At 41.8% G+C, this 15254-nt stretch carries 12 protein-coding genes; 11 read left to right on the forward strand and 1 reads right to left on the reverse strand.

From position 1 onward, the window contains the following. Window positions 1-12 precede the first annotated feature (12 nt). Window positions 13-1590 carry a phosphoenolpyruvate carboxykinase (ATP) gene (gene pckA, locus SMUL_RS03945; protein WP_038532992.1) on the forward strand — a complete coding sequence of 526 codons (1578 nt, stop codon included), beginning with the start codon at window positions 13-15 and terminating at the stop codon, window positions 1588-1590. A gap of 87 nt (window positions 1591-1677) precedes the next feature. Next, window positions 1678-3063: an argininosuccinate lyase gene (gene argH, locus SMUL_RS03950; RefSeq protein ID WP_025343967.1), complete on the forward strand. Its 1386-nt coding sequence runs from the start codon at window positions 1678-1680 to the stop codon at window positions 3061-3063. Window positions 3064-3098: 35 nt separating this feature from the next. On the opposite strand, the gene SMUL_RS03955 is transcribed toward argH, so the two are convergent. Further along, on the reverse strand, window positions 3099-3455 hold the full coding sequence (locus SMUL_RS03955; protein ID WP_025343968.1) for a histidine triad nucleotide-binding protein: 357 nt from the start codon (window positions 3453-3455) through the stop codon (window positions 3099-3101). A 157-nt stretch (window positions 3456-3612) separates the two neighbouring features. On the opposite strand from SMUL_RS03955, the gene pheS reads away from it, so the two are divergent. From pheS to SMUL_RS04000, 9 genes are all read left to right on the forward strand, one after another. Beyond that, window positions 3613-4605, forward strand: a complete 993-nt coding sequence (pheS, locus tag SMUL_RS03960) for a phenylalanine--tRNA ligase subunit alpha (protein ID WP_025343969.1) — start codon at window positions 3613-3615, stop codon at window positions 4603-4605. Continuing rightward, the gene (gene pheT, locus SMUL_RS03965) at window positions 4602-6941 is read left to right on the forward strand and encodes a phenylalanine--tRNA ligase subunit beta (protein ID WP_025343970.1); all 2340 of its coding nucleotides are present in this window, start codon (window positions 4602-4604) and stop codon (window positions 6939-6941) included. Before pheS ends, pheT begins: the two co-directional genes overlap by 4 nt. Beyond that, complete coding sequence (gene aroA / locus SMUL_RS03970; protein WP_025343971.1) at window positions 6938-8221, forward strand: 3-phosphoshikimate 1-carboxyvinyltransferase; 1284 nt, start codon at window positions 6938-6940, stop codon at window positions 8219-8221. The genes pheT and aroA overlap by 4 nt, the downstream gene beginning before the upstream one ends. Beyond that, window positions 8218-9051, forward strand: coding sequence for a 4-hydroxy-3-methylbut-2-enyl diphosphate reductase (locus SMUL_RS03975; RefSeq protein WP_025343972.1), 834 nt, complete (start codon window positions 8218-8220; stop codon window positions 9049-9051). The genes aroA and SMUL_RS03975 overlap by 4 nt, the downstream gene beginning before the upstream one ends. 65 nt (window positions 9052-9116) lie before the next feature. Further along, a complete protein-coding gene (locus tag SMUL_RS03980) occupies window positions 9117-10793 on the forward strand; it encodes a 30S ribosomal protein S1 (protein WP_025343973.1) in 1677 nt (558 codons plus the stop codon). A 3-nt stretch (window positions 10794-10796) separates the two neighbouring features. Next, window positions 10797-11285, forward strand: coding sequence for a hypothetical protein (locus tag SMUL_RS03985; protein WP_025343974.1), 489 nt, complete (start codon window positions 10797-10799; stop codon window positions 11283-11285). Further along, complete coding sequence (gene serA / locus SMUL_RS03990) at window positions 11282-12868, forward strand: phosphoglycerate dehydrogenase (RefSeq protein ID WP_025343975.1); 1587 nt, start codon at window positions 11282-11284, stop codon at window positions 12866-12868. Before SMUL_RS03985 ends, serA begins: the two co-directional genes overlap by 4 nt. A 237-nt stretch (window positions 12869-13105) precedes the next feature. Continuing rightward, window positions 13106-14449 carry a TolC family protein gene (locus SMUL_RS03995; RefSeq protein WP_025343976.1) on the forward strand — a complete coding sequence of 448 codons (1344 nt, stop codon included), beginning with the start codon at window positions 13106-13108 and terminating at the stop codon, window positions 14447-14449. Next, window positions 14446-15252: an efflux RND transporter periplasmic adaptor subunit gene (locus SMUL_RS04000; protein WP_025343977.1), complete on the forward strand. Its 807-nt coding sequence runs from the start codon at window positions 14446-14448 to the stop codon at window positions 15250-15252. The genes SMUL_RS03995 and SMUL_RS04000 overlap by 4 nt, the downstream gene beginning before the upstream one ends. The last annotated feature ends 2 nt before the right edge of the window (window positions 15253-15254 follow it).

The following is a 15254-nucleotide window of genomic DNA, read 5'->3' on the forward strand; positions in this document are numbered from 1 at the left end:
GATATAAACACGATGTCGAAGATTAATGAAATTGAAAAGTTAGGCTTAACTTCTATAGGAAAGATTCATTACAATCTAACGTATGAAGAGTTAAGGAATCACGAAATTGCCAATAACGAAGGGCGTGTAACCAGCAATGGTACGTTTAGTGTCGATACAGGAATTTTTACAGGTCGAAGCCCAAAAGATAAATATTTTGTAGATCAAGATCCTTCCAACAAATATATCTCATGGGGCAAAATGAACCATAAGGTCAGTAAAGAGATTTTTGAGGAACTTTTTAACAAAGTCAAAAAACAGCTCTCTGGTAAAGATATTTACGTTCAAGATGCTTACAGTGGTGGAAGTCTTGCCAGTCGTAAAAGTATTCGTGTGGTTACAGAGATTGCATGGCAAGCCCATTTTGTTAAAAACATGTTTATTCGTCCAAGCGAAGAAGAACTAGCCCAGTTTAAACCAGACTTTGTGCTCTACAATGCATGTAAAATGGTCAACGATGAGTATAAAAAACACAACCTGCATTCTGATGTGTTTGTGGTGTTCAATGTGGAAGAGAATATCGCGATTATCGGTGGAACGTGGTACGGTGGAGAGATCAAAAAAGGTATCTTCTCGATGATGAACTACTGGTTACCATTAGAAGGCAAACTCTCGATGCACTGTTCTGCCAATGTGGGTGAAAAAGGCGATACCGCCCTTTTCTTTGGACTTTCTGGAACGGGTAAAACAACACTTTCAACCGATCCTAAACGTAAGTTAATTGGCGATGATGAACACGGTTGGGATGATGAGGGTGTCTTTAACTTTGAAGGCGGCTGTTATGCAAAATGTATCAATCTTGATCCAAGCAGTGAGCCTGAAATTTACGGCGCGATTCGTCAAGATGCACTTTTAGAAAATGTTGTGATGAACGAAAAAGGGGTCGTAGATTATGCCGATGACTCTAAAACAGAAAATACTCGCGTCTCTTACCCTATTTATCATATTGACAATCACGAAGCAAGCCTCCAAGCAGGTCACCCTAAAAAAATTATCTTTCTTAGTGCGGATGCTTTTGGTGTTTTGCCTCCTGTGGCAAAATTGACCAAAGAGCAAGCGATGTACTACTTCCTCAGTGGTTATACGGCTAAAGTTGCAGGAACAGAGCGTGGCGTTACCGAGCCTGTTGCAACCTTTAGCGCATGTTTTGGCGAGGCGTTTTTACCCCTGCATCCAACCGTGTATGCGAAGCTTTTAGGCGAAAAGATTGCCAAGCACAATGTGGACGTCTACTTGGTCAATACAGGCTGGAGTGGCGGAAGCTATGGTATCGGTAAACGCATGAGCATTAAAGCAACCCGTGCGTGTATTAACGCCATTCTTGATGGCAGTATCAACGAATGTGAGTTTGAAACCATTCCGGTCTTTAATATTCAAGCCCCTAAAGCGCTTGCAGGCGTTCCAACCGAAGTACTCAACCCTAAAAGTACATGGGAGAACAAGAGCCTTTACGATGCAACCAGAGATGAGCTTGCAGAGATGTTTATTGAGAATTTCAAAAAATACATTACAGCCGATTCTGATTTTTCTAACGCGGGTCCAAAACTCTAATTTAATCTTTACATGTAAAGGAGTTTCAAACTCCTTTACGTTATGTCCACATCACATTATCTTATTATCTTACAGGGAGACACGTTCATGTCAAAACTATGGTCAGGCAGATTTGCCGCAAGCGGAGCCACTTTGCTCGATCAATTTAACGCCTCATTACCATTCGATAAAAAACTTTATGCAGAAGATATTAAAGGCTCCATTGCGCACGCTACGATGCTTGCAAAACAGGGCATTTTAACACAGGATGAAGCCGATCAAATTGCCAAAGGGCTTTTGCAAATTAAACAAGAGATTGAAGAAGAAAAATTTGTTTTTGATATTGCGCATGAAGATATTCACATGTCTGTGGAGACAAGACTCATTGATCTCATCGGTGAAGCGGGAAAACGCCTGCACACAGCGCGAAGTCGCAACGATCAAGTTGCGGTTGATTTTAAACAGTATGTGCAAAAACACACCCTTATCACTGTACGTGCTTTAGAAGAGGTCATTGATGTTTTGATGAGCATTGCTAAAGAGCATACCAATACATTGCTTCCTGGAATGACGCATCTGCAACACGCCCAACCGATCAACCTTGCTTTTCATCTTCTCGCCTACGTTTCGATGTTTAAACGCGACATTGAGCGTCTTGAGAGCTCCTACCATCGCAACAATGTTTTACCCCTTGGATGTGCCGCACTTGCGGGCACGCCACATAACATTGATCGAGAGTACGTAGCCAAACTTCTTGGGTTTGACAGTGTCAGCGTAAATTGCCTTGACACGGTCAGCGATCGTGACTTTGCATTAGAAATTCTTTTTAATATTTCGACCATTATGATGCACATTTCACGTTTTGCGGAAGAGCTCATTTTATGGTCAAGTTATGAGTTTAAATTTATCACGCTCAGTGATGAGTACTCCACCGGTAGCTCCATCATGCCACAAAAGAAAAACCCTGATGTGCCTGAACTTTTACGCGGTAAAACAGGGCGCGTGAATGGCAATCTCATTTCACTCTTAACCGTACTCAAAGGGCTTCCTTTAGCGTACAACAAAGATATGCAAGAGGATAAAGAGGGTGTGTTTGATAGCGTGGAAACCGTGTTCATGTCACTCAATATTCTCAAAGAAGCGGTACGTACGATGACCATCAATGTAGGACGAATGAAGCAAGCGTGCGAAGTAGGGCATCTCAGTGCTACCGATTTGGCGGACTATTTGGTTCAAAAGTGCAATATTCCTTTCCGCGAAGCCCATTTTATCACAGGGCGCGCCGTGGCGCATGCGGAAGGATTGGGTATTGATCTCAGTGTCATGAGTGTGCCTGAGCTTCAAAAAGTCGATGCGCGCATTGGTGAAGATGTGAGTGAATACCTCAGTCTTGTGCATTCGATGAACGCTCGAACCTCCCAAGGAGGAACGGCAGTCTCTTCTACATGTAAACAGATTGAAATTTTTGAAACATGGATACAATCGCGTCATTAAAAGAGAGAAGAAGAGGTGAAAACCTCTTCGATGTGTCATAGAAAATTGTGGGTGTCGCTGTCGCTTAAGTGACTCCATGAAAGTTTTGCCCCACCTAAAAGGTGAAAATGCAGATGCAACACCTCTTGCCCACCGTCACTGCCGTTATTGGTAATCAAACGATACCCACGCTCATCCAATCCTAAAAGCTTTGCCACTTTTTGGGTAAATTCTGTGAGTCCTACCATAATTTTTGGATCAACTTCTTGAAAACAGGTGTACTCAATTTTAGGGATAATCAGGATATGCACCGGTGCTTTGGGGTTAATATCATGAAACGCTAAAAAGTCCTCATTTTCAAGTACTTTATTGCATGGAATTTCGCCACTCACAATTTTACTAAAGATTGTCATTGCATTCTCCTTCGTTTTATGGATATAGTGTAGTACATAGTGCTTTGAATTTCGTCTAAACGTTGGATTTTAACCTTTTATAATTAAAGTTTGACTAAAATGGGCTTCCTAATAGACTTAAGAGCAGAGTAGATGCTCACGAATGAAAGGTAACCCTTTGAAAGATATAGAAAATGCGATTGCTTCATGCACTTCGCTTGTTGAATTAGAAAAATTAAGAGTCTCACTCTTTGGTAAAAAAGGGCATTTCGCAGCGCAATTTGAAAAGCTGAAAAAGCTTGAAGGCGATGCTAAAAAAGAGTTTGCTCAAAATCTTAATATCACCAAAGAGAATTTTTTAGAGCTGCTCAATCAAAAAAAGAGTGCATTGGATGCGGTGATGATTGAAGCGCAAATGCGCAAAAGCAGTGTGGATGTCACCCTTTTCAATCAAGAAAGTAGTGCAGGTGCACTTCATCCTGTGATGGATACGATGGATAAAATTATTGAATATTTTGTGAGTATGAACTTTTCCATCGAAGAAGGTCCTTTGGTTGAAGATGACTTCCATAACTTTGAAGCACTGAATCTTCCCAAATACCACCCCGCACGCGATATGCAAGATACCTTTTATTTTAAAGATTCGATGTTGCTTCGTACCCACACGTCACCGGTTCAAATCAGGACAATGCTCAAGCAGAGCGCTCCGATTCGTATGATCTGCCCAGGTGCGGTCTTTAGACGTGATTTTGATATTACCCACACCCCGATGTTTCACCAAGTTGAAGGTTTGGTTGTTGATAAGACAGGAAAAGTCTCCTTTGCCAATCTAAAATTTATTCTCGAAGACTTTTTAAAGTACATGTTTGGCGATGTCAAAGTGCGTTTTCGTCCAAGTTTCTTCCCGTTTACGGAGCCAAGTGCGGAGGCGGATATTAGCTGTATTTTCTGTAAAGGCGAAGGGTGTCGTGTCTGTTCGCACACGGGCTGGCTCGAAGTGCTAGGATGTGGCGTAGTGGATTCGAATGTCTTTAAAGCGGTTGGCTACAAAGATGTGAGTGGCTATGCGTTTGGACTCGGCGTTGAGCGCTTTGCGATGCTGTTGCATCAGATTCCAGATTTGCGGTCTTTGTTTGAGGGTGATTTGAGATTATTGGAGCAATTTAGATGATAGTAACAAAACAGTGGTTAAATGAATGGATCGATCTTAGTGCGATTGATACCGATAAAATTTCTGTAGCGCTGAACGCCATTGGTCTTGAAGTCGATGGGCTCACCAAAATCCGAATGCCTGAAAATGTCGTTGTCGGCCATGTCATTTCGTGTGAAAAACACCCCAATGCCGATAAACTCAATGTCTGCCAAGTGGATGTGGGCGAAAGCATCCAACAGATTGTCTGTGGGGCTAAAAATGTCGCAGCGGGTCAAATGGTGGCTGTGGCGCTGATTGGTGCCATGCTTCCAGGTGATCTTAAAATCAAAAAAGCGAAACTGCGTGATGTCGAATCCTGCGGTATGATCTGCTCTTCAACAGAACTTGGTCTTCCAAAAATCAATGATGGCATTATGATTTTAGATGAGAGCATTGGAAAGCTTGAGCTCGGAAAACCTTTGTGCGAATATCCTCTCATCAATGATGATGTGATCGAAATTGGACTCACTCCAAACCGAGGCGATTGCCAAAGTGTTTATGGTGTTGCCAGAGATTTGAGCGTCTATTTTGATTTGGAAGTCAAAACATTGGGGCACAAAGAAGAAGAGGAAAACCAACCAGGGGTGGGTCGTGTGCTTCATCTGCATGGTAGCGAAGCACTCTCTGGTTCTTACATGTACAAAGTGTTTGACAACACCGAGATTGAAGTTCCGCTTATCATTCAACTGCGCTTAGGCTTTGCCGAGGTTGAGAACAGTTGTTTACTCGGTAAACTCATTGATTATTCTACCTATGTCACGGGTGTATTGCTTCGTGCGTACAACCAAAGTTGTTTTGGAGCCAAAGAGGAGAAAGCCAAGATTGCCATCGCTAAAGATGAAAATGGCTTGGATGCTATTTTCGGTCTTGAGGGTCAAAAAGTGGCGATTACGGGTGTGACACAGATGAGCGAGTGCAGAGCCACAGCACTGGATGAGCGCATTATTGTTGAAGCGAATTACACGCATCCTGAGATCATTGCATCACGCAGTGCCAACAAAAAATTAAATGCCGATAAACATCTTTACCGCTCTTCCAGAGGCAGTGAGCCGCAACTGGCTTTTGGTTTGAACTATTTCTTTAAAATGCTGACTAAACGCTCTAAAATCATGACGTATGCAGATTCCCAACAAGTCACACAAGATTTTGAAGCAAAAATTATCAATATTCACCAAAGTGATTTGACCGAAATGATTGGGGAAGAGATCCCTAAAAATAAGATTATTAAAATTTTAAAACAGTTAGGCTTTGGCGTTAACTTCGCGTTTGAGCAAGATGTCATTAATGTCAAAGTACCACAATTTCGATCGGATGTTGTGAATACACAAGATATTTGCGAAGAGATTGTACGTATTGTGGGCATTGATAATATCACCTCAAAACCTTTTGTCTTTGCTGAACAACTCAAAATCAATCCACCGTATTTGAACTTCAAAAAAAGACAAATGTACCGTCACCGTGCTGTTTCTGCAGGATTTTTTGAGACCTTGCATTTCGTTTTTGATGATCGTGAAAAGGCTGGAAAATTTCATTTACCGCTTTTAAATGAAGGACTGGATGTTGCCAATCCGATTACCAGTGAGCTTAACACGCTTCGCAGTTCGTTGTTACCCAATATCTTAAATGCGGTTTCCAATAACCTCAAATTTGGTAAAAAACGTGTGGCACTTTTTGAAGTGGGCAGTGTGTTTGACTCTGAGCGAAATGAGAGCAAAAAAATAGCGTTTGTGTTTAGTGGTGAGAATGGCATCGCTGAGATTGCAAATCACGGTAAACCTAGAGAGATTGACTTCTTTGCCTTTGCCAGTAAAATCCAGAGTATTTTAGGGAACTTTACCCTGCTTCCTTTAAGCAATGTCAATGGTCTGTGCAGTCCGTATGAAGCCGCTCGTGTGCTCATTGACGGTGTGGAAGCGGGTTACATGGCGCGTGTCAACGTGCAGGTTGAAAAAGAGCTTGATTTGGTACGTACGTACATTTGTGAGCTTGATTTTGATGCCTTGATGTATCAACGTAAAATTGCCAAAGAGTACTCAAAACTTCCCTCATCATCACGTGATCTCAGCTTGCTTGTCGATGCGAAGATGCACTATTTTGAGCTAGAGCAGTTTATCACGTCCATTGCTCCCAAAGCGTTGGTGAAATTTGCAGTCATTGATCGTTACGTGCATGAGAGTCTTGGCGATAAGGTCAGTTTGACGCTTAAACTTCAATTCCAATCGATGGAAAAGACTTTTGAAGAGGAAGAGATTGCTTCGATGGTTGAAGAAATTCTTGCAAAAATTCACGAAAAATTTGGAATTTCCATCCGATGAAAACCTTACATGTAAACCCAAAAGGACACTTTTCGTTTACAACCGATCAGATCGCCAGCGATAAGTCTATTTCGCATCGCTGCGCGATTTTCTCCCTCCTCAGTGATCAACCTTCCATCATTCAAAATTACCTGCCTGCGGAAGATACGTTGTGCACACTCAGCATTGTTCAATCCTTGGGTGCACAGGTTGAAAAAGCCGATGATGGCACACTCACAATTACGCCACCTCTTAGCATAGTGGAGCCGCCGCTCATTTTAGACTGCGGCAATTCGGGTACGGCGATACGCCTTTTGATGGGATTTCTCTCTACATGTAAAGGCTTTTTTGTCTTGTATGGAGATAAATATTTATGCTCCAGACCGATGCGTCGTGTCGCAGACCCACTGCGTGAGATTGGCGCGAAAATTGATGGCAGAAACAATGGTAATTATGCCCCTCTTGGCATTCGTGGTGAAACACTTAAAGCCTTTCATTACGAGAGTAAAATCGCCTCGGCACAAGTCAAAAGCGCGCTGATTTTAGCTGCCCTTCAAGCGGATGGTATCTCCACATTTTGTGAGCCCGAACTGAGTCGCGATCACAGCGAGCGCATGCTTCGTGGAATGGGTGCGAATGTTATTTCTGAGGGTTTACATGTAACAATCCATCCCCAATCTTCACCGCTGAAACCTTTACGTATGAAAGTACCCAATGACCCTTCCAGTGGCTTTTTCTTTGCTGTTGCGGCGGCGATCAATCTTGGAAGCTCTGTCACACTGCACAATATGCTCCTCAATCCTACACGCATCGAAGCCTACAATGTGCTGAAACGCATGGGCGCTGAAGTTGTGTTTATCGAAAAAAAGAACGTGTATGAGAGCGTGGGTGATATTATTATTACGGGCAAAGAATTGCATGGTGTTGAAGTGAGTGAAAACATCTCATGGTTAATTGATGAATTGCCAGCACTCTCCATTGCCTTTGCGTGCGCAAAAGGTAAAAGCCTTGTCAAAAATGCACAGGAACTGCGTGTCAAAGAGAGCGATCGTATCTCCAGCGTTGTCAAAAATCTTCGTTTGTGTGGCATCGATGTCGAAGAGTTTGAGGATGGCTATGAAGTCAGTGGCGGAGCGCTGAAGAGTGCCACGATTAACAGCTTTGGCGACCACCGCATTGCGATGAGTTTTGCGATTGCAGGAACGAAAATAGCGATGAAAATTGAAGATATTGAGTGCATTAACACCTCATTTCCCAATTTCATTGAGCTGTTGTCTCAGATAGGAAAGGTTGAGCAATGAAAATCAAACTTGCTGCGAGTTATGGATTTTGTTTTGGTGTCAAACGTGCCATCAAAATTGCGGAAAACACCAAAAATGCTTCCACCATTGGACCGCTCATTCACAACAACGAAGAGATCAACCGTTTGCGTGAAAATTTCAATGTTAAAACCTTACACCATATCTCTGAAGCTGAGGGTGTGGGTAAAGCGATTATTCGCACCCATGGTATTCCTAAAAAAGACCTTGAAACGCTTCTGAACAGTGATGTTCAGGTTATTAATGCTACCTGCCCTTATGTGACAAAACCCCAAGAAATTTGTGAAAAAATGAGTATGGAAGGGTATGAGATTGTCATTTTTGGCGATGCCGATCATCCCGAAGTGAAGGGTGTTGAGAGCTACGCGATTCATGGAGCTCACGTGGTGCAAAGTGTCGAAGAGCTTGAAAAAGTGAGGTTTAAAGGCAATAAAATTGCCGTTGTTTCACAAACGACACGAAAAATCAGTGAATTTTTAGAAATCACCAATTTTTTAGAGACACGCTACAAAGAGGTGCGCGTCTTTAACACCATCTGCAACGCAACCTTTGAAAACCAAGATGCGGCGCGTGAGCTTGCCAAAGAAGCGGATGTCGTGATCGTTATCGGAGGAAAAAACTCGTCCAATACGAAGCAATTGCACAGCATTTGCAAAGAGTATTGTAAGGATAGTTTTCTAGTCGAGAGTGAAAAAGATTTAGATCCGAGTTGGTTCGTAGGAAAAACGCTTTGTGGCGTGACTGCGGGCGCTTCGACACCGGATTGGATTATCGAAAAAATAGTTGGAAAAATCAGCGAAATTAAAGTATAATAAACAACTTTTACATGTTTACATGTAGCTAAATGTGTCAAAAATCAATCAAAAAAGGGTATAAAATGGTAAATGAGGCGAACAAAGCTGTTCATACTGACGCCGTAGACGAACATGAGGAGATGGATTTTGCGGCTATGCTGGAAGAGTCTTTCAAAGATTCTGAGAGAGATGCACTCATCAATGGTGTTGTTGTAGCGATCAAAGAAGATGTTATCTTAGTTGATGTGGGTAAGAAGTCTGAGGGACGTCTAAACGCATCTGAGGTTACAGACGAAAATGGTAACATAACATGCAAAGTGGGAGATGTCATCGCTGTAGTTATTACAGGATTCAGAAACGAAAGACCAGCGGTTTCGCACAAAAAGGCCCTTCGTAAAGGTCATATTAAATCATTTATCGCTGAATATAAAGAAGAAGACGATGTGGTTCTTGATGTTAAAATCACGGGTAAAAACAAAGGTGGATTTATCGCTGAGAACACTGAAGGTATTGAATTTTTCCTTCCACGTTCACAAGCAGCGGTCAAAGATATGAACGCACTTTTAGGTAAATCACTTAAAGTTAAAATCATTAAAATTGACACCGACACAGAATCTATCATCATTTCTCGCAAAAAATTCCTTGATGACGAGCGCAAAAAACGCAAAGAAATCGTTCAAGAGTTGATCGACCGTGACGAAGTGGTAGAGGGAACGATTAAAAAAATCACTACGTATGGTATGTTTGTTGATGTGGGTGGTATTGATGGTTTGGTTCACTACAGTGAGATCAGCTACAAAGGCCCTGTAAACCCTGGTACACTCTACAAAGAGGGTGAAGTCATTCCTGTTAAAGCGATCAAATACGACAAAGACAAACGTCATCTTTCTCTCTCCGTCAAAGCGGCGATGCCAGATCCTTGGGATGAGATCAAAGATGAATTAGAGACAGGCGATTCGATTCAAGTTACGATTAGCAATATTGAGCCATACGGTGCATTTGTTGATCTTGGTAATGACATCGAAGGTTTCCTTCATATCTCTGAGATTTCATGGGATAAAAACATCAAACACCCACGCGATTACATCGAAGAGGGACAAGTGGTTGATGTTGAAGTCATTGAAATTGATGCTAAAGAGAGACGTTTACGTGTTTCTTTGAAAAATGTTCTTCCAAAACCATTTGATGATTTTATGAAAAAATTCAAAGTCGGCGATGTGGTTAAAGGTGCTATTACGACCATTACAAACTTTGGTGCTTTTGTTAAAATCGGTGGAATCGAAGGTCTTTTACACAATGAAGATGCCTCTTGGGATCGTAATAACAAATGTAAAGAGCTTTTCGCTGTAGCGGATGAAGTTGAAGTGAAGATTGTTAAAATTGACGAAGAGAATGAAAAAGTATCTCTCAGCAAAAAAGAGCTTGAAGATAGCCCAATCCAAAAATACGCAAAATCACACGAGAACGGCGACATCGTTCATGGTAAAATCAGAGATATTAAAGAGTTTGGTATCTTTGTTGAGCTTGAAGAGAATGTTGACGCGTTGATTCGTAAAGAAGATTTGGGTCAAGTGAATGAAGCTGATCTTAAAATTGGTGATGAAATCGAAGCTGCCATTACCTTTATTGATGACAAGAAAAATCGCATTCGTCTCTCCGTAAGACGTCTTTCAAAACTGAAAGAGAGAGAAGCGCTTAAAGAGATCAATAAAGAAGAGAAGATGACACTTGGGGACATCCTTAAAGACCAATTGAAATAATCAATGCAAAAAAAAGTACTTGGCGCACTCTTTTTGCTCCTCTTTGTAGGAGTAGGATTTTTTCTTTCAAAACTTCTGAATCACGAGACAGATGTGAAGGAAGAGGTCGCCAAGTACGAACCTTCCAAAACGCAAGAAATCAAACAAGAAACATCCCAAAACGTTTGGATCAAAGAGATGGCGCATAAAGACGCTAGGGAGTTTATTTTCCCTGTCAATGAGCTTTTTATGCAAATCGATGCGTATGGGCAAAAAGGTGGAACTGCAGGCAAATTAAAGTCGTTTCGCTTGGTGATTGATCGAGCAGATCGCTACTCACTTTTTTGCATTGTTCAGACACTCACCGCTTTGCACCTACCGTATATGGTGATTAAGGAAGATAAAATTCCTATTATCTATATAGAAGAAAAAAGTGAAAAGCAACTTGAAAATGTTGTTCTAGAGCTTGAAAAATACGATATAAAATCAAAAATTGTCGAGGTTTGGTTATGAAACAGAAGAAAATCATTGTATGCGATGCGATTCACGAAAAAGGTTTTGCAATCTTACGTGCTGAAAAAGATATCGAAGTTATTGACGCTGTGCGTTTGCCTAAAGATGAACTCCTCAAAATTATTGGCGAGAGTGATGTTGCGATTACACGAAGCTCTACCGATGTGGATGAAAAATTTTTAAACGCAGCCACAAACCTTAAAGCGATTGTAAGAGCAGGTGTTGGTGTTGACAACGTAGATCAAGATGGTTGTAGCAGACGTGGCATCATTGCGATGAACGTTCCAACCGCCAATACCATTGCTGCGGTTGAGCTTACGATGGCGCATCTTTTAGGCTGTGCACGAAGCTTTACCAACGCCAACAATCACCTCAAAATTGATCGTGTATGGAACCGCGAAAAATGGTACGGCGTTGAGTTGTGTGCGAAACGTCTTGGTGTCATTGGTTTTGGTAATATCGGTAGTCGTGTTGCGATTCGTGCCAAAGCCTTTGGCATGGAAGTGGTTGCGTATGATCCGTATATCTCTGCTTCCAAAGTGACCGATCTTGGCATGACCTATACTGAAAATTTCAATGACATTTTAAGCTGTGATTTTATTACGATTCATACTCCAAAAAACAAAGAGACGATTAATATCATTTCTCACGATGAAATCGCAAAGATGAAAGATGGTGTACGCCTCATCAACTGTGCGCGTGGTGGTCTTTACAATGAAGATGCATTAGTGGAAGGCATTAAAAGTGGCAAAATCGCTTTTGCGGGCATTGATGTTTTCTCCAAAGAGCCAGCAACCAACCATCCTTTATTGGATCTTGAGCATATTTGTGTGACCCCACACCTTGGTGCCAATACTTTGGAATCTCAAGAAAAAATCGCGATTCAAGCTGCAGAAAATGCGATCAGTGCGGCACGTGGCATTAGTTATCCTAATGCACTGAATCTTCCGATTAAAGCAGAAGATATTCCTGCTTTTGTTGAACCTTACTTAGAGCTTGTGCAAAAAATGGGCTTTTTAGCCGCACAATTGAACCGCTCAGCGATCAAATCCATTAAGCTTGAGCTTGAAGGAGAGATCGGTGGCTACGCTAAATCCCTCTTAACCTTTGGTATCGTAGGCTCTTTGAAAGAGGCGAATGAGAACAAAATCAACTATGTCAATGCTGAATTTGTTGCTAAAGAGAAAAATATTGAGAGTAAATTTGAAGTGGCTGCGAGTTCCAGTGGCTATAAAAACAAAGTCACACTTGTCTTAACCACTGAAAAAGATGTCGTCAGTATCAGCGGAACCGTTTTTGGCGAAGATGAGCAACGCATCGTGGGTATCAATGGCTTCAAGTTTGACTTTAAACCTAAAGGCAAAATGATTATCTTTAAAAACAATGACGTACCCGGGGTTATTGCCCATATCGCTACGATTTTAGCTAAAGAGGGCATTAACATCGCTGACTTTAGATTGGGTCGTGGTGCGCACCAATTTGCGATGGCAGTTATCTTGGTGGATACGGACATTGATAAAAAGATCATTGCAGAACTGACCAAACTGGAGTCATGCGTTTGGGTGGAATACGCTGTTTTATAGTTTTTCTAAATCTTCTATAGGAGTGCCACTTTTGAAGTGGCACTCCTTTTTTTTATGTTAAATATAGTTAACTTATCTTCTCTTTTGTTCGCTTGATCGTGCTTTAACAACTCTTTTAAAAAGTAAAATTTTATTATCTTTTCATAAAACAATCTGCTTAATATTTTTCAATAAATAAATAAACATTATAGTTTTGATAATATGAGCAGAATAAAACAATGAGAGAAGGGATTTTGCATGCGAATCATGTTGCTTGTTCTACTTGCCTTTTGTCTCTGCTTTGCAGAGGAGGGACTCCGTTTAGACGATGCGATCCAAAAAGTCAAAGAGCATAATAGCGAGATTGTGATTGCAAAGTTTGATGAAAGAATTAAAATGCTAGAACACCAAGCCGCATTGGGTGCAAACTACGGAAGCTTGGAGCTCTCGCAAGCAGCACTTCGCAGTAACGATGCACTGAACATCTTTGGCTATAAACTCCAATCACGTGAAGCCACGTTTTCGGACTTTGGCTTTAAGCAATTAGATATAAGTAATCCTAACTACAATGCAACGCCCAGTGATCTTAACAACCCAAAAGATCGCAACCATTTTCAAACCAAAATAGAGTATACCTTACCGCTTTACACAGGTGGAAAAATTGAGCAGTATGGCAAAATCACCCAAGCCTTGCATGCCATGAGCACGCTAGATCGTGAGGCATTAATCCTTCAAAAAATTTATGAGCTCAAAAAGAGTTTTTTTGCCATATCGCTTTTGGATGCGCACCTTTACACCCTTCATATGATTGCTTCTAACACGGCAAAACTCGAAGCAAAAACAGCGGCGATGATGGAGGAAGGGTATGTTAAAAAAGTCGATCTTCTTGAAGTCCAGAGCAAACAAGCCGATGTCGAGCGACTGATCCATCAAGCCGAAGCCAATAGAGCGCTTTTATACGCCTTTGTCTCGTTCTTAGTGGATGAGCCTGTGACGCAAATTTCGAGAAATGATGAAGAGGCACCGACACTAATAAGCAGTGATGCGAACATTTTGAGCGACAATCTTGAGATCAAAAAAGCCGAGCAAGGCGTGGAGATCTCAAAGATGGGCATTGCATTGCAACAGAGTGCTTTTTTGCCGCAAGTGGGTGCATTTGCAAATTATGGCAGCAGTGATGATAAGCTGTTGAACGACTTCTCAAAAAACGATGCGTACACGGTCGGGCTTCAAGTGAAATGGAACCTTTTTAACGGTGGAAGCGATAACAATAATTTGGAAAAAGCGCGCGTCGAAAACCTCAAAGCTTCGCAACAACTGGTGTTAGCAAAAAAGCAAATTGCCTTACATGTAAAGCAAATTCAAACGCAGATTCAAAATGATGAGTATGAGATCAAAAGCCTTAAAAAAGAGGTGGAACTTTCCCATCTCATCTATGAAAACTATGCAGGAAGATACGAGCAAAAACTCGTCTCGATCAATGATGTTTTGATGAAACAATCCGAAGAGCTCACCAAAGTGCTCAGGCTCAAAGAGGTGCAAAATGCACGTAATGAGAAGATCTTTGAGCTTCAAAAATTAGCCAGTAAGGAAGTGCAATGAAATCTTTACATGTAAAAGCGCTCATGCTTGTTTTCATCACGACAGGAGCACTTCAAGCAGGAAGTTTGACCTTAAGCGGTAGTGTGATTTCGGAGAATCAAAAAACGATTTCAAGCCGTTACATGGGCTTTGTGCAAACGGTAAATGTGAACGAAGGTGATGTCGTTAAAAAGGGCGATCTGCTCTACACCATTGACTCCAAAGAGGTCGATACGTCGCTTGCGCAAAGTGAGCTTGCCATTTCTCAAGCAGAGATTAGTCTGAAAATGTACGAAAACCAGTACCAAAATGCAAAGCTTAATTTGGAGCGTTATCAGCGCTTGCTTGAAAAAGATATGGTCTCAAAGTTTGAGGTCGAAAACTTGGAGCTTTCAATGTCCAATCTAAAAGCAATGGTTGAGATCGCCATCAAGCAGGTTTCCCAAGCCAAACAAAAACGCCAAGAGGTTCAAAACCAGTACCAATACCTCAAAGTCAAAGCGCCCAATGAGAGTGTGGTGATCGAAAAGCACATCAAAGCAGGCGAGATGGCGCTCTCGGGAGTTCCCACATTGGTTTTAGCCGATCTTAGCGCACTGAGAGTCAGCACAGAGATTGCTGAAAGCTATCTTGGCAGTGTTAAAGTAGGCGATAAGGCGCGTGTGGAAGTGCCTTCCATTGGGTGTATTAGCGAAGGAAAAGTGGAAGCGATTATCCCCAGTTCCAACCCCATGGCGCACACGTTTCGGGTAAAACTCTCCTTTACATGTAAGGATGCTAAAGCGTATCCTGGCATGTACGCCGTTGCAACAGTGGGTGAATAGCG

This window comes from Sulfurospirillum multivorans DSM 12446 (assembly GCF_000568815.1).
Classification (GTDB): Bacteria; Campylobacterota; Campylobacteria; order Campylobacterales; family Sulfurospirillaceae; genus Sulfurospirillum; species Sulfurospirillum multivorans.